Annotated in this window: 21 protein-coding genes and 1 pseudogene; 12 read left to right on the forward strand and 10 right to left on the reverse strand. The window is 70.8% G+C overall.

Annotation, left to right across the window (positions count from 1 at the left end):
• Positions 1-44: 44 nt before the first annotated feature.
• Positions 45-647: an NADPH-dependent FMN reductase gene (locus tag ACWD0A_RS10430; protein WP_451296561.1), complete on the reverse strand. Its 603-nt coding sequence runs from the start codon at positions 645-647 to the stop codon at positions 45-47.
• A gap of 145 nt (positions 648-792) precedes the next feature.
• Between ACWD0A_RS10430 and ACWD0A_RS10435 the strand changes: the two genes are divergently transcribed.
• The gene (locus tag ACWD0A_RS10435) at positions 793-1,653 is read left to right on the forward strand and encodes a helix-turn-helix domain-containing protein (RefSeq protein WP_451296563.1); all 861 of its coding nucleotides are present in this window, start codon (positions 793-795) and stop codon (positions 1,651-1,653) included.
• Between the two features lie 107 nt (positions 1,654-1,760).
• Positions 1,761-1,976 (forward strand): hypothetical protein, encoded by a 216-nt coding sequence (locus tag ACWD0A_RS10440; RefSeq protein WP_451296565.1) that lies wholly within the window; start codon positions 1,761-1,763, stop codon positions 1,974-1,976.
• A 101-nt stretch (positions 1,977-2,077) separates the two neighbouring features.
• On the opposite strand, the gene ACWD0A_RS10445 is transcribed toward ACWD0A_RS10440, so the two are convergent.
• Positions 2,078-3,433 (reverse strand): 6-phospho-beta-glucosidase, encoded by a 1,356-nt coding sequence (locus tag ACWD0A_RS10445; RefSeq protein ID WP_451296567.1) that lies wholly within the window; start codon positions 3,431-3,433, stop codon positions 2,078-2,080.
• Positions 3,434-3,640: 207 nt separating this feature from the next.
• On the opposite strand from ACWD0A_RS10445, the gene ACWD0A_RS10450 reads away from it, so the two are divergent.
• Both ACWD0A_RS10450 and ACWD0A_RS10455 read left to right on the forward strand, forming a co-directional pair.
• Positions 3,641-5,005 carry an MFS transporter gene (locus ACWD0A_RS10450; protein ID WP_177151849.1) on the forward strand — a complete coding sequence of 455 codons (1,365 nt, stop codon included), beginning with the start codon at positions 3,641-3,643 and terminating at the stop codon, positions 5,003-5,005.
• A gap of 211 nt (positions 5,006-5,216) precedes the next feature.
• On the forward strand, positions 5,217-6,167 hold the full coding sequence (locus ACWD0A_RS10455) for an ATP-grasp domain-containing protein (protein WP_451296799.1): 951 nt from the start codon (positions 5,217-5,219) through the stop codon (positions 6,165-6,167).
• A 3-nt stretch (positions 6,168-6,170) separates the two neighbouring features.
• On the opposite strand, the gene ACWD0A_RS10460 is transcribed toward ACWD0A_RS10455, so the two are convergent.
• Positions 6,171-7,952 carry a hydroxysqualene dehydroxylase gene (locus tag ACWD0A_RS10460; protein WP_451296570.1) on the reverse strand — a complete coding sequence of 594 codons (1,782 nt, stop codon included), beginning with the start codon at positions 7,950-7,952 and terminating at the stop codon, positions 6,171-6,173.
• Between the two features lie 114 nt (positions 7,953-8,066).
• Between ACWD0A_RS10460 and ACWD0A_RS10465 the strand changes: the two genes are divergently transcribed.
• Positions 8,067-8,501 carry a YchJ family protein gene (locus ACWD0A_RS10465; RefSeq protein WP_451296572.1) on the forward strand — a complete coding sequence of 145 codons (435 nt, stop codon included), beginning with the start codon at positions 8,067-8,069 and terminating at the stop codon, positions 8,499-8,501.
• Positions 8,502-8,662: 161 nt separating this feature from the next.
• Here the strand turns inward: ACWD0A_RS10465 and ACWD0A_RS10470 are convergent, their stop codons facing one another.
• Entirely contained in the window at positions 8,663-8,920 is a 258-nt protein-coding gene (locus tag ACWD0A_RS10470) for a hypothetical protein (RefSeq protein WP_307712457.1), read from the reverse strand.
• Positions 8,921-9,155: 235 nt separating this feature from the next.
• Here ACWD0A_RS10470 and ACWD0A_RS10475 point away from each other — a divergent pair, with 235 nt between their 5' ends.
• The gene (locus ACWD0A_RS10475) at positions 9,156-11,072 is read left to right on the forward strand and encodes an AMP-dependent synthetase/ligase (protein ID WP_451296574.1); all 1,917 of its coding nucleotides are present in this window, start codon (positions 9,156-9,158) and stop codon (positions 11,070-11,072) included.
• Positions 11,073-11,093: 21 nt separating this feature from the next.
• Here the strand turns inward: ACWD0A_RS10475 and ACWD0A_RS10480 are convergent, their stop codons facing one another.
• Positions 11,094-12,164 (reverse strand): ATP-dependent DNA ligase, encoded by a 1,071-nt coding sequence (locus ACWD0A_RS10480; protein ID WP_451296576.1) that lies wholly within the window; start codon positions 12,162-12,164, stop codon positions 11,094-11,096.
• A gap of 52 nt (positions 12,165-12,216) precedes the next feature.
• Here ACWD0A_RS10480 and ligD point away from each other — a divergent pair, with 52 nt between their 5' ends.
• Positions 12,217-13,230, forward strand: coding sequence for a non-homologous end-joining DNA ligase (gene ligD, locus ACWD0A_RS10485; RefSeq protein ID WP_451296578.1), 1,014 nt, complete (start codon positions 12,217-12,219; stop codon positions 13,228-13,230).
• Between the two features lie 78 nt (positions 13,231-13,308).
• On the opposite strand, the gene ACWD0A_RS10490 is transcribed toward ligD, so the two are convergent.
• Together ACWD0A_RS10490 and ACWD0A_RS10495 are read right to left on the reverse strand one after the other, a co-directional pair.
• Complete coding sequence (locus tag ACWD0A_RS10490; RefSeq protein ID WP_451296801.1) at positions 13,309-15,462, reverse strand: OmpL47-type beta-barrel domain-containing protein; 2,154 nt, start codon at positions 15,460-15,462, stop codon at positions 13,309-13,311.
• Between the two features lie 53 nt (positions 15,463-15,515).
• Entirely contained in the window at positions 15,516-17,996 is a 2,481-nt protein-coding gene (locus ACWD0A_RS10495) for a ThuA domain-containing protein (RefSeq protein WP_451296580.1), read from the reverse strand.
• Positions 17,997-18,195: 199 nt separating this feature from the next.
• Between ACWD0A_RS10495 and ACWD0A_RS10500 the strand changes: the two genes are divergently transcribed.
• A complete protein-coding gene (locus tag ACWD0A_RS10500; protein WP_451296582.1) occupies positions 18,196-19,182 on the forward strand; it encodes a multicopper oxidase domain-containing protein in 987 nt (328 codons plus the stop codon).
• Between the two features lie 435 nt (positions 19,183-19,617).
• Complete coding sequence (locus ACWD0A_RS10505; RefSeq protein WP_307712451.1) at positions 19,618-20,052, forward strand: VOC family protein; 435 nt, start codon at positions 19,618-19,620, stop codon at positions 20,050-20,052.
• Between the two features lie 79 nt (positions 20,053-20,131).
• On the opposite strand, the pseudogene ACWD0A_RS10510 reads toward ACWD0A_RS10505, so the two are convergent.
• Together ACWD0A_RS10510 and ACWD0A_RS10515 are read right to left on the reverse strand one after the other, a co-directional pair.
• Positions 20,132-20,564 (reverse strand): annotated as a pseudogene (locus tag ACWD0A_RS10510) (transposase family protein).
• Positions 20,565-20,619: 55 nt separating this feature from the next.
• On the reverse strand, positions 20,620-20,748 hold the full coding sequence (locus tag ACWD0A_RS10515) for a hypothetical protein (protein WP_259670628.1): 129 nt from the start codon (positions 20,746-20,748) through the stop codon (positions 20,620-20,622).
• A 5-nt stretch (positions 20,749-20,753) separates the two neighbouring features.
• Between ACWD0A_RS10515 and ACWD0A_RS10520 the strand changes: the two genes are divergently transcribed.
• The 3 genes from ACWD0A_RS10520 to ACWD0A_RS10530 all read left to right on the forward strand — a co-directional run bounded on the left by ACWD0A_RS10520 (position 20,754) and on the right by ACWD0A_RS10530 (position 23,078).
• Positions 20,754-21,338 (forward strand): DinB family protein, encoded by a 585-nt coding sequence (locus ACWD0A_RS10520; RefSeq protein ID WP_451296584.1) that lies wholly within the window; start codon positions 20,754-20,756, stop codon positions 21,336-21,338.
• A gap of 627 nt (positions 21,339-21,965) precedes the next feature.
• Positions 21,966-22,763, forward strand: coding sequence for a VOC family protein (locus ACWD0A_RS10525; RefSeq protein WP_451296586.1), 798 nt, complete (start codon positions 21,966-21,968; stop codon positions 22,761-22,763).
• Between the two features lie 69 nt (positions 22,764-22,832).
• The gene (locus ACWD0A_RS10530; protein ID WP_177147492.1) at positions 22,833-23,078 is read left to right on the forward strand and encodes a WhiB family transcriptional regulator; all 246 of its coding nucleotides are present in this window, start codon (positions 22,833-22,835) and stop codon (positions 23,076-23,078) included.
• A 12-nt stretch (positions 23,079-23,090) separates the two neighbouring features.
• On the opposite strand, the gene ACWD0A_RS10535 is transcribed toward ACWD0A_RS10530, so the two are convergent.
• The gene (locus ACWD0A_RS10535; RefSeq protein ID WP_451296588.1) at positions 23,091-23,336 is read right to left on the reverse strand and encodes a hypothetical protein; all 246 of its coding nucleotides are present in this window, start codon (positions 23,334-23,336) and stop codon (positions 23,091-23,093) included.
• Positions 23,337-23,386: the final 50 nt, after the last annotated feature.

The following is a 23,386-nucleotide window of genomic DNA, read 5'->3' on the forward strand; positions in this document are numbered from 1 at the left end:
ACCGCGGACGGGCGCGCCGGACCGCCGACGGGCGACCGCCCGTCTCAGGCGGTGACCAGCGGCCGCGCCCGCCGCGCCTCGTTGAGAGCCGTCGCCCACCACTCCAGCTGGTCCAGCAGCACCTTCGCCGCACCACCCGGGCCCTCGGGCTCGCGCAGCGTGCCGTCGGGGGCGAAGAGCTCGTAGTAGCGCGGGAAGCTGACGTAGTCGCGGACCGTGTGCGCGTGCAGCTCGTTGAACACCTGCCGCAGCTGCTCGATGGCCAGCAGCCCACCGCTCGCGCCGCTGTACCCGACGAAGCCGATCGCCTTGGCCTGCCACTCCGTGTAGTGCCAGTCGATGGCCGCCTTCAGCGACGCGGGGAAACTACGGTTGTAGTCAGGCGTCACGACGACGACCGCGTCAGCCGCCTCCAGCCGCCCCGTCAGCTCCGCCATCCCGGCCGGCCGGTCCATCCCGGGATCCAGGGCGGGCGGCACGGGCGGCAGCTCCAACGGCAGCGGGGTGTCCGCCAGGTCCACGACGTCGACGGTGAACCGGCCGTGCTGTTGGGCCTGTTCGGCGAACCACTTGGCGACCACCGGGCCGAAGCGGCCCTCCCGGACGCTGCCGACGAGCACGGCGAGACGCAGGGTGTTCTCGGACATGGTGATGCTCCTCACGGGATCGGAATCGGCGCCGGAAGCGGCGCGGACACCACGCTGCCGGGCCGGCGGGGAAGCAGGAAGACCGGGCCGAGACTGGTAGTGGCAGGGCCACGCTCCGCGGCCGCCCGGCTGTTACGTTCGAGGGGTGAGCGACAACGAGCTGGGACTGTTCCTGCGCAACCGCCGCGAGGCCCTCGCACCGGCCGACGCCGGGCTCCCGGCGGGCCCCCGCCGCCGCACCCCGGGCCTGCGCCGCTCGGAGCTGGCGACCCTCGCCGGGGTCAGCGTCGAGTACGTGACCCGCCTGGAGCAGGGGCGTGACCGCAGGCCGTCCCCGGCGGTGCTGTCCGCACTGGCCGACGCGCTGCGCCTCGCCCCCGTCGAGCGGATCCATTTGCACCGGCTCTCCAAGGGCGCGGACGGGAACTTCACCTGCATGGGCGACGCCCTGCCCGACCGGGAAGTGCGCCCACCGGTCCGGGCGCTGCTCGACCGCCTCGAACCGGCCCCGGCCGTCGTGCTCAACCGCCTGAGCGAACTGCTCGCCTGGACCGAGGGCTACGAGCGGCTCGTCCGCCCGCTCGGCCTGCTGGACGGCGCCCCGCCGAACCTGGCGCAGTGGGTGTTCACCGATCCGCGGGCGAAGGAGGCGTACCCGGACTGGGACCGGGTGGCCGACGAGCAGGTGGCGGCGCTGAAGCAGGGGCCGTTCCGGGCGGACCGCCATGTGGCAGCGCTGGTGGACGAGTTGACGGTGACGGCGGGTCCCGGGTTCGCGGACCGCCTCGGGACGGTGCCGGGTCTGCCGCGCGCCAACGGCATCACACGCCTGACGCATCCCGGAGCAGGACCGCTCCGGCTGTCCTACGAGACGCTGGAACTGCCCGCGGACGACGACCAGCGCCTGCTGGTCCACCTGCCGGCGGACGAGGCGACGGCGCGCGCCCTCGACACCCTGACGGGCCGCCACCCGGGCGCCCTGCGGGCACTCCCCACCGGCGCGTAAGGCCGCGGCGCGGGGGCACCTGTGGGGCGCTGGCCCGGGCAGGGTCCGGTGGGTGCCGGGACCGGTGCCGCCGCGGGCACCCCCTGGTCCACCCGGTCCTGCTCGCGGTGATCGGCGACGTCGCCCATCCCACCTGGCGTGCCCGCGACGTCGGCGTCTACCGCCTGTGGCGCGACGGCGGCTTCGCCGTCGGGGCCCTCCTCGCCGGAGCCCTTGCCGACGGCTACGGCCTCACCACCGCCATCTGGGCCGTCGCCGCCCTCACCGCAGCCACCGGACTCGTCGTCGCGGTCGGGATGTACGAAACCCACCCGCGGGCCTGAACCACCCGTCGGCTCCGGCGGCACGGGCCCTGTGCGCGGGCGCACGTATCGGGTGTCCCGCCCCCTGCCCGCGCCTCAACTCCCCTGCTCGACCGGGGGCGTCACGGGAGGCGCAGATACGCGAGCCCGGCGTGTTCGGCGCGGTAGCCGTCGACGAGGCGGCGCGCGACGTTCACCGAGTCGACGAGCGGATGCAGGGCGAACGCCGTGACCGCATGCGACCGCGATCCGCTGCCGGCCGCGGCCAGCACCTCGCGCTCGACCGCTTTCACGGCGGTCACCAGACCGGTCGCGTGGTGGGGCAGCGGGTCGACGGCGACCGGATGCGCCCCGTTCGCGTCCACCAAGCAGGGGACCTCGACGACGGCGTCCGCGTCGAGGACGGAGAGGGTGCCCCGGTTGCGGACGTTGAGGATCAGCGTGGTCCGCTCGTCGCGCGCGACGGCCCGCATCAGCGCGAGGGCCACCTGCTCGTAGCCGCCGGGCTCCGCGTCCTCAGCGTCCTTTGCGTCCCGCTCGCCCGCCCCGGCCGCCTCCCGGTTGGCCGCCATGTAGGTGGCCTCGCGCTCGGCGAGGGTGCGCCGCCAGGTGGCGAGCGCCGGCATGCCGGGCCGCTTCATCTCCTCGTAGAAACCGGCCTGCTGGGCCCGCAGGAACGCGCCCCGTGTCTGCTTCGCCTCCTGGTAGGCGCGCACGGTCTCCCGGTTGAAGTAGTAGTAGTGCAGGTACTCGTTCGGGATCGCGCCGAGCGAGCGGAGCCAGTCGGGGCCGAAGAGCCTGCCCTCCTCGAAGGAGCCCAAGGCCTCGCTGTCGGCGAGCAGTTCCGGCAGCCGGTCGCGCCCGCCGACGCGCAGCCCGCGCAGCCAGCCGAGGTGGTTGAGCCCGACGTAGTCGGTCCACGCGGTCGCGGGGTCGGCGCCGAGGACCTTCGCCACCCGGCGGCCGAGTCCGACCGGTGAGTCGCAGATGCCGATGACCCGGTCGCCGAGGATCCGGCTCATCGCCTCCGTGACCAGACCGGCCGGGTTGGTGAAGTTGATGACCCAGGCGTCGGGGGCCAGCTCCGCGATCCGCCGGGCGATGCCGGTCGCCACCGGTACCGTGCGCAGCCCGTACGCGATCCCGCCCGCGCCCACCGTCTCCTGCCCGAGCACCCCTTCGGCCAGCGCGATCCGCTCGTCGGCCGCGCGCCCTTCGAGGCCGCCGACGCGGATCGCGGAGAAGACGAAGTCCGCGCCGCGCACGGCCTCGTCGAGGTCGCGGGTCACCGAGACGCGCGGGGCGTCCGGCTGCCCGGCCCCCTGCTCCGCGAGCACCCGCGCGACGGCGTCCAGCCGGTCGCCGTCCACGTCGTACAACGTGACGGCGGTGACCCGGCCCTCGGCGTGATCACCGAGGAGCGCCCCGTACACGAGAGGCACCCGGAATCCGCCGCCGCCGAGAATCGTGAGCTTCATGCCCGTACGGTACGTCGCGCGCCGCCCGCCGCGGCGAAGCACCCGCAGGGGCGCGGGCCCGACGCGGTGCGGGCGCGCGCGACCTGACGGATCCGCGCGGGGGAACTGATGAAGTCCCGCGCCGCCCGTTCTCCGGCCCGCCGGGCGCTGCTTACGGTCGTGCGCGTCCCCGGCCCCGTCACGAGGCCCCCATCAAGGAGCGCCCCTATGCGCGTCTACCTCGACCGCAACTTCCTGCTGACGTACGCGGCGTCGTTCATCTCGCTGTTCGGCTCGAAGCTGCTGATGATCTCCTACGTGGCCTTCGTCTACGGCGAGACCGGCAGTGCCACCCTGGCCTCCGCCGTGTTCGCAGCGGACTGGGTCGCCAATCTCTTCGTGGGACTGTTCACCACGCACTACATCGACCGCGCGGACGCCAGGAGGCTGCTGCTGCGGCTCAACCTGGCGGCCGCCGCCGTCACGCTGCTGTTCCTGGCCTGCCTGTCACCGGACCAGTTCCCCGTGGCCGTGGCGGTGATCTTCGTCCGCGCCCTGCTCAACAGCGCTGTGAACGCGGCCCGGGTCAAGGCGCTGGTGCAGTTCTTCGACAAGCGGCAGACCGACCTGTACTCCGCCGTGCTCAACTCCAGCCTCTTCATCGCGATAGCCGTCGCCGGTGCGGCCGGCACGGTCATCCTCCGGTTCGTCGGCATGAGCACGGTCGTGCTCATCGACGTCGCGACCTTCCTGGTGTCCGCCGCGCTGTTCGCGCTCGTGCGGCCCAACAGGGCCCGGATCGAGGAGGCGCGCCGCGCGGCGGGAGACGTGCGGGAGGGCGTCGCGGCGCACGTCCGTTCGGCGGCCCGGATCATCGTCCGCACCCCGGTGGTCTCCACCGCCGTGTTCTACATCGTGCTGACGGTGACGGCCTTCCAGGCGACGTACCTGGTGCTGATCACGGCCGTTCCCGACCTCTGGTTCTCTCTCGGCGAGCCGGGCACCGCGATGTTCTTCACCGCCGAATCCCTGGCCGTGATCGCCGGTCTGTTCCTGTACCAGTACCTCAGCCGCCGGGAGCTGGTTCCCGAGACGCGCCAGCGGCGCCTGAACGCCGCCGTGACCGGCTTCGCCGTCTGCATGTACGCGGCGCTGCCCGCGGCGCGCTCCAGCCTGGTCCTGGCGCTGGCCGCGTTCGTCGCGATGGTCCTCGCGGTGGAGATGGTCTGGGCCCATCAGTACAAGCGGCTGATCGCCCACACCCCCGAGGCGAAGGTCTCGGCCGTGGTGGGCCTGCTGTCGGCCCTGGGCTACAGCCTGATGGCCGTCTTCGGGTTCGTCTTCTCCTGGGTGATGGACACCCTCGGCGCCGAGTGGGCCGTCACCCTCGATCTCGTCCTCATCGCCCTGCTGGTCACCGGCTGGGAAGCGCGCGCACACCGACTTGGGAGTCGTCATGCGAAAAGCATTCGTCCTGCTCGAACTCGTCAACCACGTGGCACTGGTGGCCAAGGCGGCGAAGGCCCGCGGCCTGACGGTCGTGGTCGTGGGGCAGAACCCGCTGCCGCGGCAGGGCCCGTTCGCCGTTCCTGACGGCGTGGTCGACGAGCTGATCCCCCTCGCCTCCTGGTCGGACGCGGACACCGTACGGGCCGTGCTCGACGACCTGTACGAGCGGTACGAGATAGCCGGCACCTACGCGGCGTTCGAGGCGGCCCTGCCGTACGACGCGGAGCTGCGCGCTCGCGCGGGCCTGCCCACCAGCGGCGCGGACACCCTGCGCGCGGCGCTCGACAAGGGCGAGGTGCGCGACCGGCTGCGGTCCGAGGGCCTGTCCCGTCTGCGTTCGACGACCCTGGCCGGCGCGCTGCGCTGGGACACCTGGGGCTTCGACGGCCCGGCGATCCTCAAGCCGGCGCACGGCACGGGCAGCGCCATGTGCTTCACCGTCGGCTCCCTGGACGAACTCCGCGCGGCGGCCGCCGAGATCGAGCGCACACCGCTGGCCGCGGGGATGACCCGCGACTACGTCCTGAGCGGCGACTTCGTGCTGGAGCAGAAGGCCCAGGGCGAGCTGCTGTCGGTCGAGTCGCTCGTGCACGACGGCGAGGTGAAGGTCGTCGGGCTGCTGGGCCGGTACCTGCTGGCCGACGACCCGGTGGTCGAGCAGGCCGCCGTCTTCCCGTACCAGCACCCCCGCTACGCCGAGATCGCCGAAGCGGCGGTGGCCTTCCACCGGTGCCTCGGCATCACGCACGGGCCCACGCACCTGGAGGTGATGGTCCCGGACGACGGTCCGGTGGAGCTGATCGACTTCAACCTGCGTGTGGCGGGCGCGGGCGCCGTACTGCTCTTCGGGCTGGTCCTCGGGACGCCGTACGAGGAGCTGCTGACGGACCTCGGCTGCGGAGCGGCCCCCGACCTCGACGCCCTGAGCCCCACCCGGGGATGGGCCGCGGAGTGCCTGACGCTGCCGCGACCCGGCACCACCGAACTGCGCGACCTGTCCGTCCCCGAGACGGCGCGCTTCGTGCGCCCGACCAAGGAACCGGGGCAGCGGCTCACCGGACGCTCGGACCAGCTGGACACCGTCGTCATGTTCGTCGTGACGGCCGCGTCCCCGGAGGAGCTGCACGAGGTGCTGCTGGACGCCCGCCGACGGACTGTCGTCAACGGCAAGCCGCTCGGCGACAACCCGAACAACCGGCTCATCGCGCCCCAGCACCTGCGCACCTTGGCAGGCGTGGCCGTTTGACGTCTACCCGAGGTCGAAGGCGTTCGGCAGGCCCCACCGTAAGCGGGCACGGTCGTGCCGTTTGAGCGCCTCGAACTCGGGGGCCCGGAACAGCGGTGTCACCGTGCACCGGGGCGCGGCCGAACCGGTCCGGTCCAGCAGGGCGTTGACGGCCTGGCGGGCCGAGGCGTTGGCGCCCTCCATCGTCGCCAGGTCGATGTCGACGCTGACGTAGTCGCCGGCGAGGTAGAAGTTGGGGATCGCGGTGGCGGCCGTGGGGCGGAGGTGGAAGGTGCCGACGGGGTGGATGAGGAGCTCGTCCTCGTTGGTGGGGTTCGGGGTGCCGAGGCCGTCGACGCCCGGGTCGAGGAACCAGGAGTGCAGGGCGCTGTCCTTGAGGACCGTCCTCCCCGTGTCGTTGAGCGCGGCCTTCAGCTGCGCCCACACCTCCTTCGCCACCTCGGCCCGGGTGCACTGCTTGGCGGTCCTGCCGTACAGGATTCCGGGCCGGTCCCACTCGGAGACGTCGACGGACAGGCAGTCGACCACCGTTCCGTCGCCGTAGTCGGCGGGGAAGTCGCGGTCCGGCCAGTGCCCCGCTTGCTGAATGGCCGTCAGCGCCCAGGGGGAGTCGACGCAGTTGAGATGCCCGTGCAGCAGGGGCGCCCGCTCGGTCAGATAGAACTGGATGCCCGTCATCCAGTCGGTGTGCAGCCTGTCGCAGCGGGCGAGCTGCGGGTCGGCGGCCCGCAGGGCCGGTCCCCAGGTGCGCCGCGCGTGTTCGACGGGCATCGCCGAGACGTAGTGGTCGGCGGTCACCGGCCGGCGCGTCCCCTGCGGGTCCTCGACGACGGCGGCCGTGATCCTTCCGCCGCCGTACGCCATCTCCCGTACGCTCCAGCCGACGCGGAACCGGACGCCGAGCGACGTCAGGTGCGCCACCCAGGGGTCGATCCACGCCTCGTTGGTGGGCGCGTCGAGGATGCGGTCGAGGGGGCCGTCGGCGCCGCGGCCCAGCGCGTTGAAGACGAACGCCTCCAGCAGTGTGGCGACCGTGCGGGTGCTCGCCTCCTCGGCCTTGGTGGCCACGATGTTGCGGGTGAGCCCGATCGCGAGGATGCGCTGGTAGTCGTAGCTCATCCGCTCCGCCCGAATGAAGTCCCACCAGGGCGTGCGCTCCCAGACCTCGTCGCGCCTCTCGTCGCAGCTGGTGAGGAAGACGAGCACGCGGTTCTGGAAGTAGGCCGTCTCGTGGGCGGGGATGCCGAGCGCGGTGTCCAGCACGGCCGTGAGCGCGCGGCGGATCTCGTCGAGCGTGAGCTCGGCGGGCCGGTGGCCCGGCCAGGGGAGAGGGATGCGCAGGTCCTCGCGGCCGGTGCGGGCGAAGGACATCTCGGGCGGTGCGACCAGGTTGTCCCACACCCCGTTCGCGTTCCCGGGGAAGGGGATGCGCCGCATGGTGTCGGGGAGGTTGTGGTAGATGCCGGGGATGAAGCGGAAGCCGTGCTCCGCCGGTAACGGTCTGCGCCCGCCCCGGCCACTGCCGGGCACGTCCATGCTGCGGGCCTTGCCGCCGAGGGCCCGGCGCTCATAGACGGTGACCGCGAAGCCGCGCTCGGCGAGTTCGTGCGCGGCGGTCAGCCCCGCGACCCCGCCGCCGAGCACGGCGACCGATCCGGGCGCCGGGGCCGCGGCGGCGGTGGTGATGCCGGCGGCCGAGGCGAGTGCCGCGGTGCCGCCGACCGCGGCGGCCCCCGCCATGAACGTGCGCCGTGAGGTGCCTCGTGAGGTGCCCGACCGGTCCATCCGATCCCCTTTACCGACGGTAACTACCGCGTCCGGCGCAGGAGCATACGGAGAACGCATGTGACCCGGAAGCCACCCGTGGGCCCATTCCCGCAATGGCTGGAAAATGGAGCCATGGCACGACGCATGAAACGCCCCGGGCGCACCGCGCAGCCCGCGCTCACCGCCGCATCGCCCTGCCCCTGCGGCCTGCCGGCCACGTACGCGGAGTGCTGTGGCCGCTTCCACAGCGGTGAGGAGACGGCGCCCACCGCCGAGCTGCTGATGCGCTCCCGCTACAGCGCCTTCGCCGCACACGACGCGAAGTACCTACTGCGCACCTGGCACTCCTCGACCAGGCCCCGGCACCTGGAGATCGATCCCGGCATGCAGTGGTCCAGTCTGGAGATCACGAACGTCACCGAAGGGAGCGCCTTCCACACCGAGGGCACGGTCACCTTCCGGGCCCGCTACCGCCACCACGGCAAGCGCGGCGAACTGCACGAGCGCAGCAACTTCGCCCGGCAGAACGGCGCGTGGGTGTACGTGGACGGCACCTTCATCGAGTGAGCCGCCCCTCGCCCGTCCGGGGACGTGACCGAGGCCGAGGACGAACAGGTCCGAGACGGCCCGTGCGGCCGCCGTTTCTCCTGCCGAGTGGCGTGCTCCCGGGTGGGAAGCAGAGGCCGTCCCCCGGGAAGGGGGACGGCCTCTGCTCGGAGCGGGGAGCGTCAGTGGGCGCGGGCGGGCCTGACGGTGAGCCGCGGGTCGTACGCGGCCAGTACCTTGTTCGCCCGTGCCAGCGCGGACAGCGCGTGCTCGCGGTCGGCCCGGTCGTCGGCGCACAGCGGGCCGCGGAAGCGGTACACCTCGCGGGCGGCGCACTCGGCCTCGATCTCGGCGTGCAGGACATGGGCCGGCATGCAGGAGCCGATCATCACTGCCACGCGGTCGGGGATCGGTACCGGGACGATGTTGGAGGCGGTCACGTCAAGTCCTTGTCTGCTTTTCCGTCGGGAAGCCGTCGGTCGGTCGGCCTCCCACCCCTCCATGACTACCGGAGCGGTTTCCGGGTTCCGCGGCGGGGGTGTCTTTGTGCGGCAACGGTTGTCGATCGCCCCGTTGCTTTCTGGATACGCGGGAGTAAGTTGACCCCCGAGTCAGTGCCGAGGTCCCGTCAACTCCCCGCCCGCGTAATGCGCGAACCGCGAACAGGAGCCGACCATGGGCGTACACAAGGATCTGAAGAGGGCGAAAAAGCGAAGCGATCTCGCCGGTCGCGTCCCGGTCGAACTGGTCAGGGAGGACGGCGTCGTACGAGAGGCGCGCACCGCACCGCTCGCCCGGCCGTCCGTCTCCGGCAGCACCGCCGACATACCTTACGCGAACGCGGCGGAAGCACCCGCATCGGTGGTCCTGCGACGCAAGGACGACGACGGCCGGTGGCGTCCCGTGACCGCCGCCGACTTCGCCCGCCAAGTCACCGAAGCGGCCAGGGGGTTGATCGCCGCCGGGCTCGAGCCGGGCGGACGGGTGGCCGTGATGTCCCGCACCCGCTACGAGTGGACCGTGATCGACTTCGCGATCTGGGCCGCCGGTGGCCAGAGCGTCCCTGTCTACGCCACCTCCTCGGCCGAACAGGTCGCCTGGATCCTCCGCGACAGCGGCGCGCGGCACGTGGTCACCGAGACCGCCGAGCACGCCGGGACGGTGGCCGACGCGGCGCGCGGGCTCGGCGTCGAACCCCGGGTGTGGACGATCGACGACGGCGCGATGGAGACACTCGTCACACTCGGGCGGGACGTCCCCGACGAGGAGATCACCAAGAGGCGGGCCGCCCTGACGCCGGACAGCATCGCCACCCTCTGCTACACCTCCGGCACCACCGGTAAGCCCAAGGGCTGCGTCCTGACCCACGAGAACCTGCACGCCGAGGCCGCCAACACCGTGGAACTGCTGCACCCGGTCTTCCGGGCGGTGACCGGGCAGACGGCCTCCACACTCCTGTTCCTGCCGCTCGCCCACATCCTGGGCCGCACTCTCCAGATCGCCTGCCTGATGGCCCGTATCGAACTCGGCCACTGCCCGAGCATCAAGCCCGACGAGCTCCGGCCGGAGCTGCGGAGTTTCCGGCCCACCTTCCTCGTCGGCGTCCCCTACCTCTTCGAGAAGATCCACGGCACCGGCCGGGCCACGGCCGAGAGGATCGGCCGCGGCGCCTCCTTCGACCGCGCGCACCGCATCGGCGTGCGGTTCGCCGAGGCGTATCTCGCCGCGTTCCTCGGCACCGGCAAGGGACCGGGAGCCGGCCTCACCCTGGCCTGGGCGCTGTACGACCTGCTGGTCTACCGGCGCGTCCGCAAGGAGCTCGGCGGCAGGCTGCGGTACGCGATCAGCGGCGGCTCCCCGCTCGACCGCGAGCTGAACCTCTTCTTCTGCGCGGCCGGCATCGTGATCTACGAGGGATACGGCCTCACCGAGACCACGGCCGCCGCGACGATCACCCCGCCGCTGGCACCGCGCCCGGGGACCGTGGGCCGGCCCGTGCCCGGCACGGCGATCCGCATCGCCGAGGACGGCGAGGTGCTGATCAAGGGCGGCATCGTCTTCGGCGCGTACTGGAACAACGAGGCGGCGACCGACGAGGCCCTCGACGACGGTTGGTTCGCCGGCGGAGACCTCGGATCGCTCGACGAGGACGGCTATCTGACGATCACCGGCCGCAAGAAGGACATCCTCGTCACCTCCGGCGGCAAGAACGTCTCGCCCGCCGTCCTCGAGGACCGGTTGCGCAGCCGCCCGCCCGTCGGCCAGTGCATCGTGGTCGGCGACAACCGGCCCTACGTCGCGGCCCTGATCACCCTGGAGCAGGAGGCGGTGGAGCACTGGCTCGCCGTACGCGGACGCCCGAAGGACACGCCGCTCGCGCGGCTGTGCGAGGACCCCGAGCTGATCGCGGACGCCCAGCGGGCCGTCGACCACGCCAACGCGGCGGTCTCCCGCGCCGAGTCGATCCGCCGCTTCCGCCTCGTGCCGGGCGACTTCACGGAGGAGAACGGCCTGCTGACCCCGTCCCTGAAGATCAAGCGCCACGCGGTCGCGGCGGCGTACGCGGCCGAGATCGAGTCGCTCTACGCCTGACGGCACGGGGGTCCGCGCTGCTCACCGCCCGGGCGCCGACAGCACCTCGTCCAGGTCGTACCGCACCGGTTCCTCCAGCTGCTCGTACGTGCAACCGGAGGGCTCCCGGTCGGGCCGCCACCGCCGGAACTGCGCCGTGTGGCGGAAACGGTCGCCCTCCATGTGGTCGTACGCCACCTCCACCACCCGCTCGGGCCGCAGCGCGACCCAGGACAGGTCCTTCTTGCCCGACCAGCGGCTCGGCGCGCCGGGCAGCCGCGCGCTCTCATGCGCCGCCTCCTCCGCCCAGCGTGCCCACGGATGCTCCGAGACGTCCTCCATCCGCAGCGGCTCCAGCTCCTCGACCAGCTCCTCGCGCTTCTTCATGGAGAGCGCGGCGCACACGCCGACGTGCTGGAGTGCCCCCGAGTCGTCGTACAGCCCGAGCAGGAGCGAGCCGACGACCGGGCCGCTCTTGTGGAAGCGGTAGCCGGCCACCACCACGTCCGCGGTCCGCTCGTGCTTGATCTTGTACATCAGCCGTGTGTCCGGCCGGTACGGCAGATCCAGCGGCTTGGCGACGATCCCGTCGAGCCCGGCGCCCTCGTACTGCTCGAACCACTCCTGCGCCAGCGCCACGTCCGTCGTGGACGGCGCCAGGTGCACGGGCGGCCGAACCCCCGCGAGGGCCTCCTCCAGCTTCTCGCGGCGCGCCTTGAGCGGTGCGTCCAGCAGCGACTCGTCGCCGAGGGCGAGCACGTCGAAGGCGACGAAGCTCGCGGGGGTGCGCTCGGCGAGCATGCGGACCCGGGAGTCGGCCGGATGGATGCGCTCGGTGAGACGGTCGAAGTCGAGGCGGCCCTCGTGGGCGATGACGATCTCGCCGTCGACGACGCAGCGCTCCGGCAGCAGGTCGAGGAAGCGGGCGGCCAGCTCGGGGAAGTACCGCGTCAGCGGTTTGCCGGTGCGCGAGCCGATGACGATCTCGTCGCCGTCACGGTGGACGATCGCCCGGAAGCCGTCCCACTTCGCCTCGTAGTGCATCCCGGGCGGGATCTTCTTCACGGACTTGGCCAGCATCGGCTTCACGGGCGGCATCACGGGCAGGTCCATGGCTCGATTCTCCGGCATGCAGCCCCACTCGGCACGGCCTACGCTGGCGGGCATGGCTGGAGCGGTGGAACTCGAAGTGGGGGAGCGCACCGTCCGGGTGTCCAATCCCGACAAGGTGTACTTCCCCGAGCGCGGCTGGACCAAGCTCGACATGGTCACCTACTACCTGGCCGTCGGCGAGGGCATCACCCGGGCCCTGCGCAGCCGTCCCACGACGCTGGAGCGCTATCCCGACGGGGTGACGGGCGAATCGTTCTTCCAGAAGCGTGTCCCCAAGTACCTGCCCGACTGGATCCCCACCGCCCACATCACGTTCCCGTCCGGACGCTCCGCGGACGAGATGTGCCCGGACGAACCGGCCGCCGTCATCTGGGCCGCCAACCTGGGCGCCGTCACCTTCCACCCGTGGCCCGTGCGCCGCGACGACACCGACCACCCCGACGAGCTGCGCATCGACCTCGACCCGCAGCCCGGCACCGACTACGACGACGCCGTACGCGCCGCCCACGAGCTGCGCGCCGTCCTCGAGGAGGCCGGTCTGCGCGGCTGGCCCAAGACCTCGGGCGGCCGCGGCGTGCACGTCTTCGTGCCGATCGAGCCCCGCTGGACCTTCACCCAGGTGCGGCGCGCCGCGATCGCCTGCGGCAGGGAGCTGGAGCGCCGCATGCCGGACCGGGTGACGATCAAGTGGTGGAAGGAGGAACGCGGCCGGCGCATCTTCCTCGACTACAACCAGACGGCCCGGGACCGCACCATCGCCTCCGCCTACTCGGTGCGTCCCCGCCCCCACGCCCCGGTCTCCGCCCCGCTGCGCTGGGAGGAGCTCGACGTCGCGCGCCCCGAGGACTTCGACATCAAGACGATGCCCGGCCGCTACGCCGAGCTCGGCGACGTCCACGCGGACATGGACGACCACCGGTTCAGCCTGGAGACCCTGCTGGAACTCGCCCGCAAGGACGAGGCCGACCACGGGCTCGGCGATCTGCCCTACCCGCCGGAGTACCCGAAGATGCCGGGGGAGCCGAAGCGCGTCCAGCCCAGCCGGGCGAAGAAGCCGGCCGACTGACCCGCCCCGCCGCACCGGCGACCGCGGCCCTCCTCCCGGTGTCCGGAAGGAGGGCCGCGGCTCACCGCTCGAGGAGGACTACAGCTCCTTGATCCTGATGTCGCGGTAGGAGATCACGTCCGTCGTGCCGTGGACCTGGAGCCCGACGTACCCGGAGGCGTAGCGCCGGCCGTCGGTGCCCGGGTCGTCGGAGCGCGGCGGCTCGAAGACCTGGCCCCCGGTGTTGTCGAACTCGTTGATCAGCTTGCCGTTGCGGAACACCGAGTAGTGCTGGCCCTCCACCCTGATCTCGTAGTCGTTCCAGGTGCCCTTCGGGGTGACCCCGGCGCCGCCGAGGCCCACGCGGTCGAATCCGTAGATCGAACCCGACTTGTACATGTCGCCGTCCGGCCGGTCCAGGATCTGCACCTCATGGCCGTACTTGATGGCGACCCACTCCGGACGCGACTCCTCCGGGTTGTCGTGGACGTACGGGAAACGGACGAAGACACCGCCGTTGGCGTTGCCCGAGCCCGGGGCGTCGTCCCGCCACTGGAGCTTCAGCGAGAAGTCGCCGTACTGCCGCTGCGGGAACCACAGCATGCCCATGCCCGGCACGTTGGTGCTGCTGGTCATGGCGCCGTCGTCGCTCAGCCCGAACCTGCCGCCGCCGACGTGCTCCCACTTCGAGAACGTCTCCTCGGTGCCGTCGAAGAGGTCGCGGTAGCCGGCCGTCCGGCCCGGCCTGCCGATGCCCGACTCCTTGGCCGCGCGGTAGATCGTCCGGTGTTCGCGCTCGTCGATGACGCCGTCGGCGAGCAGCCGGTCGATCACTGTGTCCACGTGCTTGAGGAACAGGGCGTGCGAGGACCAGTCCTTCTCGTCCTCGATCAGCTCGTTGATCGTGCAGCGACTGCCCGTCATCCGGTTGGGGATGCCGGTGTCCACCGTGCCGACGATCACCGTCGGCCGCTCGTCGTGCTCGGGGCAGGTGGGCGCCGGGACACCGCCGCCCTCGGCCACCGAGAACGCGACGCTCTTCGCCTCCGAGGTGTTGCCCGCCTTGTCCGTCGCCCGGTACAGCACCGTGTGGTAGCCGACCCGGTCGACGACGAGGGGAGTGGTGTACGCGAGGTAGGGGCCGCTGTCGAGCGAGTACTCGATCCGCTCCACACCCGAGCCGGCGTCCGTCGCCGACAGCCTCACCTCGGCCCGCGCGATGTACGCGCCGTCCGAGTTCTTGTCGCCGCTGACGGTGGCCGAGGTCTCCGGCGGGGCGGTGTCGTCGGTCGGCGGGGCGACGACGGTGAAGTCGACCGCCTTCTCGGCGGCCGCGTTGCCCGCCTTGTCGGTCGCCCGGTAGCGGACCTTGTGGGTGCCCGCCTCATGGACCATCACCGGCGCCGTGTACGGCTGCCAGGCGCCGTCGGCACCGAGCGCGTACTCGATCGTGTTGACGCCGGAACCGGCGTCGGACGCGGTCACGGTGACCGTGGCCATGTCCACGTACCGGCCCTGGTCGTCCTTCTCGCCGCTGACGGTGGCCGAGGTCTCCGGCGGGGCGGTGTCGTCGGTCGGCGGGGCGACGACGGTGAAGTCGACCGCCTTCTCGGCGGCCGCGTTGCCCGCCTTGTCGGTCGCCCGGTAGCGGACCTTGTGGGCGCCCACCTCGTCGACGACGACCGGGACCGTGTACGGCTGCCACGGGCCGTCGGCGCCGAGCGCGTACTCGATCCGCTCCACGCCCGACCCCGCGTCGGTCGCGCCCACCGTCACGGTGGCCTGGCCGATGTACGCGCCGTCGGCGTTCCTGTCGCCGTCGACCTTCGCCGTGGTCTCGGGAGCGGTGGTGTCCTCCCCGCCGCCCTCGGTCACGGTCAGGATGCCCTGCATCATGCCGTGGCCGGGGATCGTGCACTTGAAGAGGTAGCGGCCCGGCGTCAGCGTCACCTCGGCCGTGTGCCTGCCGCCCATGTCGTCGTTCGGGTTCGCCAGGATGTTCAGCGGCACGTCGTGGTTGTACTCGGGATCGGAGACGTCGAACGTCAGCGTGTGCGGCATGCCGCTCGTGTTGCCGGTGGCCGTGCTGTTCTCGAAGACGATCGTCGCCGGTCCCGCCACCGCCGTGGTGGGGAAGGAGAGGTAGCGGTCGATGGGGTCGCCGGCCGTCCAGGTCAGCACCTGGGCAGCCTCGGTCACCCGGTCGTCGTCGGTCTGGCCGTAGGCCACCGCCGACGTCAGGCCCAGCACCATGGCCACCGCGGCCAGCAGGGCCGTCCAGAGGCTCACCGATGAGCGCCGTGTTCTCACTGGGCCGTCCTCCTCGCCAGCTGGTCCGCGGCGGGGGTCTCCCCGCCGCCCTTGTAGGTCACGCGCCACAGGGCGGAGTTGGAGTCGGAGGTGAAGAAGCCGCGCCCGTAGTCGAGCACGTACAGGGACCCGTCCGGGGCGAACTTCCAGTCCATGAGGTTGCGGATGCCGCCCGGACCGACCGGCACGATCTTCTTCAGCGACTCGGCGTGCACCGGAAGGCCGCCCTGGCCCACGGTTCTCGGGTCGGTCAGCACCGCGTGCCGCGGCTGGTCGCCGTCGTAGAAGTCGCCGACGAACCACTTGCCGTCCCAGTACGAGGGCCACTTGACCGTCGAGTCGCTCGCCGCGTCGAAGCGGTGGACCGGGCCGTTCATCGTGGCCTGGCCGCCGCCCCTGAGCCACGGAAGCAGCAGCTTCTGCTCCTCCTGCTTGTAGCTCGGGACACCGTTCGCGTCGCGCGGGTAGTCCACGCCACCGCCCTGCGGCGAGTACCAGATCGTGTTGGACGTGACGGGCGGCAGGTTCACCAGACCGTCGTTGTTGGGCGACTCGTTCTTCGGGGCGTCGCAGTCGTACCAGCCGAGCGGCACGCTCGGGTCCGGCAGGTTCCTGTCGCGGTAGGGCTGCTTGTTGCCCATGCAGTACGGCCAGCCGTGGTTGCCCGCCTTGGTGACGGCGGCGAACGTGTCGTACTTGGCCGGGCCCCACGTCGTCGACGGCGCGCCCGCGTCCGGGCCGACCCAGCCCGCGTAGAGGATGTCCGTCTTCTTGTCGACGAAGATCCGCGCCGGGTTGCGCACGCCCATGACATAGATCTCGCCGCGCGTCTTGCCGCCGCCCTCGGCCGTCTCCCTGCCCGTGAACAGGTTGCCCTCGGGGAGGGTGTAGGTGCCGTCGTCCTCGGGGTGGATCCGCAGGATCTTGCCGTTGAGGTTGTTGGTGTTGCCGGCGGTGCGGCGCGCGTCGGCGAACGAGACGCCCTTGAAGTTCGGCTCAGGGTTGTTGCCCGAGTAACCACCGCTGAATCCCGAGGAGTTGGTGTCACCGGTGGCGATGTAGAGGTTGCCCTGGGAGTCCCAGGACATCCCGCCGCCCGCGTGGCAGCAGCTGTGGATCTGCACCGGCCAGTCGAGCAGCACCTTCTCGCTCGCCAGGTCCAGTTGGTTGGTCGCGAGGTCGAGCGTGAAGCGGGAGACGCGCCGCTCGCCCATGTGCGTGTCGCGGTTGATCCGCGAGTGCGGCGTGTAGTGCAGGTACACCCAGCCGTTGGTCATGAAGTCGGGGTCGAGCTCGATGCCGAGCAGCCCTTCCTCGTTCTTGACCAGCTCGTCGCCGCCGCCCTTGTTGCCGAAGACGGTCAGCGCGCCCGCCTTGGTGACCTTGCCGGTCGCGGGGTCGTAGACGTGGATCTCGCCGTTGCCCTTGCCGATGTCGGGGTTGTTCCAGTCCCGGACGACGGGCACGCTCGAGTCGGCGCCGCCGCGGCCGATGTACAGCACCCGGCCGTCGGGGGCGACGACCAGACCGTGCGGCTCGCCGATCTGGTCGTTCTGCCCGGGCTGGTTGGGCTTGGTGACGCGCTCGGCCGTGTAGTTGGCGTTGATCGTGGCCTTGCAGTCGGCCTGCGAGAGCCGCGTCGTCCACGCCAGCGCGCCGCGCAGGTGGTCGCGGAAGTCGGTCTCGGAGAAGCTGTCGACCGTACCACCCATGCCGGTGTAGAAGGACCGGCCGCCGTCGTAGTCACGGCACCAGGAGATCGGGTGGTCCCAGCCGTTGGGATTCGCCGCGGGGGTGTACGAACTCTCCTTGAGCCGGGCCACGGTGTGGACCGTTCCCGAGGGGTTCTGCGCCCAGTTGAACCAGCGGTCCGGCCGCTTCCAGTTCAGCGGAAGCGACCGGGTGGCCGGATGCCGGCGGTCGCCGACCTCGACGACCGCCCGCTGGGTGCTGCTCGCCGCCCCCGCCGGCCGGGCGCCGATCAGCCCGGTGAACCAGTCCGAGTACGGCTCGGTGCGCGCGGCGTCGTGGATGCCGACGAACCCGCCGCCCGCCTCCAGGTACGACTCGAGCCCGGCCTCCTGCTCCGGGTCGAGCACATCGCCGCCCCCGGTCAGGAACACGACCGCGTTGAACCGGCCGAGCCGCCTGGCGTCGGTGAACACGGAGGCGTCGTCCGTCGCCTCCGTCCTGAACCGGCCCTCCGTGGGGCCGGTCAGCCCGATCGTCTCGATCGCGGAGATGCCCGCGTTCACGGTCGGCGACTCCTGGGTCGCCGAGGCGTGGAAGACGAGCACCCTCACGTTCGCGCCCCCCGGCGGCGAGGGGAGGGACAACGTTGTCGGCGGCGGTTCCGGGTACGGCCTGGCCGAAGCGGCATTGCCGCCCAGGAGCGAAACGGTCAGGGCTCCGACGCCAAGTGCCGCCGTCAGAAGCCCCCTTCGCGATCTCGACCGGTGATGTGGTGCGCGCTGCATGGGTCACCCACCCCTCTTTGGTCACAACAACAGCCGTTGAAGCTAGACCTCTTTTCGCGGATCGCCAATAGGTATGACCGCCAAAGAACGAACTTTGTCCTGACCGTGGATAAACGGAGGCGCTCGGGCTACCGTATGGCCGTCCCCGGGGGCGCCGGCCGCGCCCCGTCAATCTCCGCCAACGACTGGAGAGTTCGGCATGGACAGACGCAGCTTCAACCGGCGCCTGATCGCGGGCGGGGCGGTCGCGGCCACGGGTGTGACATCGTTGTCCCTCGCCTCCGCCTCCAATGCGGCCCCCGCCGCGTCGACGTCACCGAAGACTGCCCCGGCAGGCGGCCTGGTACGCCATCTCAAGCTGTACGCCGAGAAACTGGCGGACGGTCGGATGGGGTACGGCCTGGAGAAGGGCAAGGCGACCGTCCCCGGTCCGCTGATCGAGCTCAACGAGGGCGACACGCTCCACATCGAGTTCGAGAACCTGATGGACGTGCCCGTCAGCCTGCACCCGCACGGTGTCGACTACGACATCAACAACGACGGCACGAAGACGAGCAGGAGTCACGTCGAACCGGGCGCCACCCGCACCTACACCTGGCGCACCCACGCCCCCGGCCGGCGCGCCGACGGAACCTGGCGGCCCGGCAGCGCGGGTTACTGGCACTACCACGACCACGTCGTGGGCACCGACCACGGCACCGGCGGCATCCGCAAGGGTCTCTACGGGCCGCTGGTGGTGCGCAGGAAGGGCGACATCCTGCCGGACAAGCAGTTCACGATCGTCTTCAACGACATGACGATCAACAACCGGCCGGCCTCCGACCCGCCCAACTTCCTTGCCTCGCTGGGCGACCGCGTCGAGATCATCATGATCACGCACGGCGAGTTCTACCACACCTTCCACCTGCACGGTCACCGCTGGGCGGACAACAGGACGGGCCTGCTGTCCGGCCCCGAGGACGTCAGCCAGGTGATCGACAACAAGATCACCGGCCCGGCGGACTCGTTCGGCTTCCAGGTGATCGCGGGCGAAGGCGTCGGCGCGGGCGCCTGGATGTACCACTGCCACGTCCAGAGCCATTCGGACATGGGCATGGCGGGGCTGCTCCTCGTCGCGAAGGAGGACGGCACGATCCCCGGACACGAGCCGCACCATCCCGTGTCCGGCAGCGTTCACGCCCACTAAGGGTCGTCCCGTAACCGATCTTTGGCATGACGGGTGGTTGGTCGGGATTGGATCTCGGGACCCACCGGTGGGCTACGCCGCCGAGGATGCGTCGTTCTCTCGGAGTGTCCGGTTTGATCACCTGATGCCCAAGGTGGCCAAGAGCCTGGCGGGGTTGCGGGCATGCACGCCTCGGGGTGGTTGCGGTTCCGGTCCTCACCCGGGAGGAGTTGTCTCCGTAGGTGCGGCCCCGGGGCGGCAGACTGCCGTCGGGAACGCGGCGAGGGTTGCGGCCTCGGTCTGGTCCGGAACAGCGGGCAACCCCTTGAGGCATCGAAACATCGGTTCCTCCCTGCGACCTCACGACACGGCAGCGGCCACAGGGGCTGCCCTCCCAGCAACATGCGTATCCACGCCGGGAGATGAGTGACAGAGCCCCACTGCTATGGTGCGCCGATGTCATCGATCAAGCAGTTCCAAGTCACCTTCGACTGCGCAGAACCTGCGCGCCTCGCCGGTTTTTGGTGCGAGGTGTTGGGGTACGTCGTACCGCCGATCCCGAAGGGGTTTGCCACTTGGGAGGACTACCATCGCTCGCTGCCGCCTGATGATCAGGTCACCTACTTCGCATGCAGTGACCCCTCGGGTGCGGGCCCGCGCCTGCTCTTCCAGCGCGTCCCCGAAGGAAAGATCGTCAAGAATCGGGTACATCTCGACGTGCGGGCCGGCACCGGACTCGTGGGTGAAGAGCGCCTCGCCACACTGGAGGCCGAATGCGCACGACTGGTCGCGCTCGGTGCGGTACACGTACGAACGCTGCTTGCCGATGACGACAACGAGTCGTGCATCGTGATGCAGGACATCGAGGGCAACGAGTTCTGTCTCGACTGAGCATCCTCCGCGACGGCGAGATCGGGAGGAACCGTCTCCCTCGGGCTTCTCTTCAAGGTGGTCTCGTGTGGGGCGGACGTCATCCTGTGAGGGCGAGGTTGTGCAGTCGGGTGATGCCCAGCATCGCGGTGTGAATGCCGTCGCCCTTCAGGTGGCAGTCACGAAGGATCTTCCAGGTCTTCATCCGCGCGAAGACGTGCTCGACCCGGGACCGGACCTTGCGGTCGGACGTGTTGTGCTCCTTCTTCCTTCCTGTGGCCGATGATGCGGTCAGCGGCCGACTTCGACACCCCGAACGGCGAGGCGAGTTGCCGCAGCGTCAAGTTCGTACGCCAGTAGGCCGCTACTGGCAGGATCCGGTCCTCCAGTGTCCGGCTCCATGGCCAGCCCTTGCGCCCCGGGTTCGCACCCTCGCGCCGCATCGCAGCGACCAGCTTGCCGAACTTCCGTGGGCTTTGCCTGGTGAACGGGGCTGTCCAGCACGGCTCCGACGCCGTGATCACACCAGCCACCTCAAGATCATCTCACCTGTGACCGGCAATTGCGGGACAACCCTCAGAGGGTGTCTCACGTGGCACGTTTCGCGAGCTTCTTGTAGCAGGTCAAGGCGGCGGCCATGGCCAGGCCTCGGCTCTGCCAGTCGTTGCGGACCACGTACGGGATCTTGAGACCACGAGCAGCCCATGGCAGGCTCATGCCGCATGATCGATGAATTCGCGAAAGACAACCTGCACGGGAGACTGCGGCGGGACCGGAAGGCGCTGCTCTGGAAACTCGACGGCTTGTCCGAATACGACGCCCGCCGACCTTTGACTGCGACCGGGACCAACCTCCTCGGCCTGGTCAAACACGTGGCCACCGTCGAGGCCAGGTACTTCGGCGAGGTCTTCGACCGCCCTTCCCCCGAACCGCTGCCCCGGTGGCAGGACTCCAACGGCAGCGATCTGTGGGCGACCGAGGACGAGCCCCGCGATCAGATCATCGGGTTCTACCGGCGCACGTGGGAACACTCGGACGCGACGATCAACGAGCTTCCCCTCGACGCCCCCGGCCACGTGCCGTGGTGGCCGGAGCCTTATGCCGACACGAACCTGTTCGCCATCATGGTCCATGTCCTCGGCGAGTCCATCCGGCATGCCGGGCACGCCGATATCCTGCGCGAGGGCCTCGACGGCCGGACCGGGTTGCGCGCCGAACACGAGGAGCAGATCGACGAGGAAGCTCGCGCAGCCTACTGCGCGAAGATCGAGCAGGCCGCCAGGTCGGCCGTGCCAATCAAGGCTTAGAGGTTGTCTCACGTGACTTGATGTTCGTGCGGCATGATGCCGGTCGTGGGTGCTGATCTATCGAAGCGTCTGGTTCCTGATGAACTCCGGGAGCTGATCGCCCCGTTGCTGCCGTCGTTCGCTGCTCGTCCGCAAGGTGGTGGGACCGCTCCGTGTGACGAGCGAAGGAGTCGAGTGCGCGCGGCAGTTCCCGGCTGCGCACGGCCGTAGCCGTCGGGGTCCGGGGCGCGGCGGGTGGCTGCGTGCGGCCCATGCCGTGCTGTGCCGAGCGGCGGCGGAAGCCAGCCAAAGCGGTAGTCGGACCTCTCATCAGCGTCTCCAGCGGCACCCCTCGGGCCCGGTGACACCCCCCAGGTCATGCGTTCGACAGGGGAACGGCCATGCCGGGCCCGGAGGCCCTCTTGCAGGACCGCGGAAAAAACATAACGGGGGAACGGGCGGCTACGCGCCATGGGCCCTTCTGGAGATCACGAAGGCGATCCTGTCCAGTGCCGGGCCCGCAACGCAGTTGTGCCCGGCGCGAATCGCCGTGGACCCGGTACTGCGTGCGTCCGGCGCGGTTCGGTAGCAGACTCGGCACGGACCGCGGTCGCAGGACCGTCGCCCGGGGGCCGTGAAGGAGGGACCATGCTCAGCACCGCCTACGTCACCGGCTCGCCGAACTGGATCGACCTCGGCACCCCCGACCTCGATGCCGCCACCTTCTTCTACGGCAGGCTGTTCGGCTGGGAGTTCGCGTCCGCCGGTCCGGACGCGGGCGGCTACGGCATGTTCCGCCTCGACGGCAGGACCGTCGCCGCCGGCATGACCGTCCCCGCCGACCGGGCGCCCGCCGGCTGGAGCGTCTACTTCCAGACACCGGACCTCGACGCGACGGCCGAGGCGGTCGAGGGCAACGGCGGCACGGTGGTGCACGCGCCGATGGACGTCTTCGACCAGGGCCGCATGGCGGTCTTCATGGACCCGTCGGGCGCGGGCTTCTCCGCCTGGCAACCGGGGAGGAACAAGGGACTCGACGTCGTGGGCCACCCCGGCACGCTGTGCTGGCTCGAGCTGTACACACCCGAGCCGGACTCCGCGCTCGCCTTCTACTCCACCGTCCTCGGGTGGGAGACGTCCACCATGCCGCTCCCGGACGGCAGCGGCGACTACACCCTGATCCGCCCGGGCGGCTCGGACCCGGAGGCGGCGTTCGCCGGAGCCGTCCCACTGACGGCGGACCCGTCGGAGAAGGACCTGAGCCCGTTCTGGCTGCCGTACTTCGAGGTCTCCGACTGCGACGCGGCCGTGACCACAGCCCAGGAACTCGGCGGCGAGATCAGGATGCCCCCGACCACGATGGAGGGCGTGGGCCGCTTCGCCCGCCTCGCGGACCCGGCGGGAGCGCGGTTCGCGGTCCTGCGGGGCGTCGAACAGCCGGGCTGAACGGAAGCGGTGGGGGTCGTTGACGCGTCATTGATCGACTGTTTATCGCCACGGGGCAAGGTGACGTGCATGGCGATCAACACCATCACCGACCCGGAACTGGCCTGGCAGGAGACGGCCCTGTGCGCCCAGGCGGGCCCGGAGTTCTTCTTCCCGGCCCCCGGATCCTCCACCCGCGAGGCGAAGCAGCTGTGCGGAGCGTGCGAGGGGAGGGTGGCGTGCCTGGAGTACGCGCTGACGCACGACGAGAGATTCGGTGTGTGGGGCGGGCTCTCGGAGAAGGAACGCCAGCGGTTGAAGCGGGGGCGTGGCTGACTGGAGGGCCGTTCAGAACCAGCGCCGCAGGTACCGGCCGTCCCTGGCCAGACCTGCGGCCTCGGCCCGTGCGTCGGCGGCCTGCACATCGGCGGACGGTTCCTCCCAGAGCGCAGGGTTGACGGCCCTGACCGGGAAGTGGCCGCCCACCGGCGACAACACGCCGCCGCATGCGGGGTCGCCCGCGAACCAGATCCTGTCGGGGTACGCGTTGTGCTTGTGCTTCAAGTCGCAGCGGAACGGGGTGGTGTGGAGCATGACTTCCTCTCCGGTCGGCAGGTGGAGTGCGATAAGGAAGTCCCTGCGTT

This window comes from Streptomyces sp. NPDC002867 (assembly GCF_053591895.1).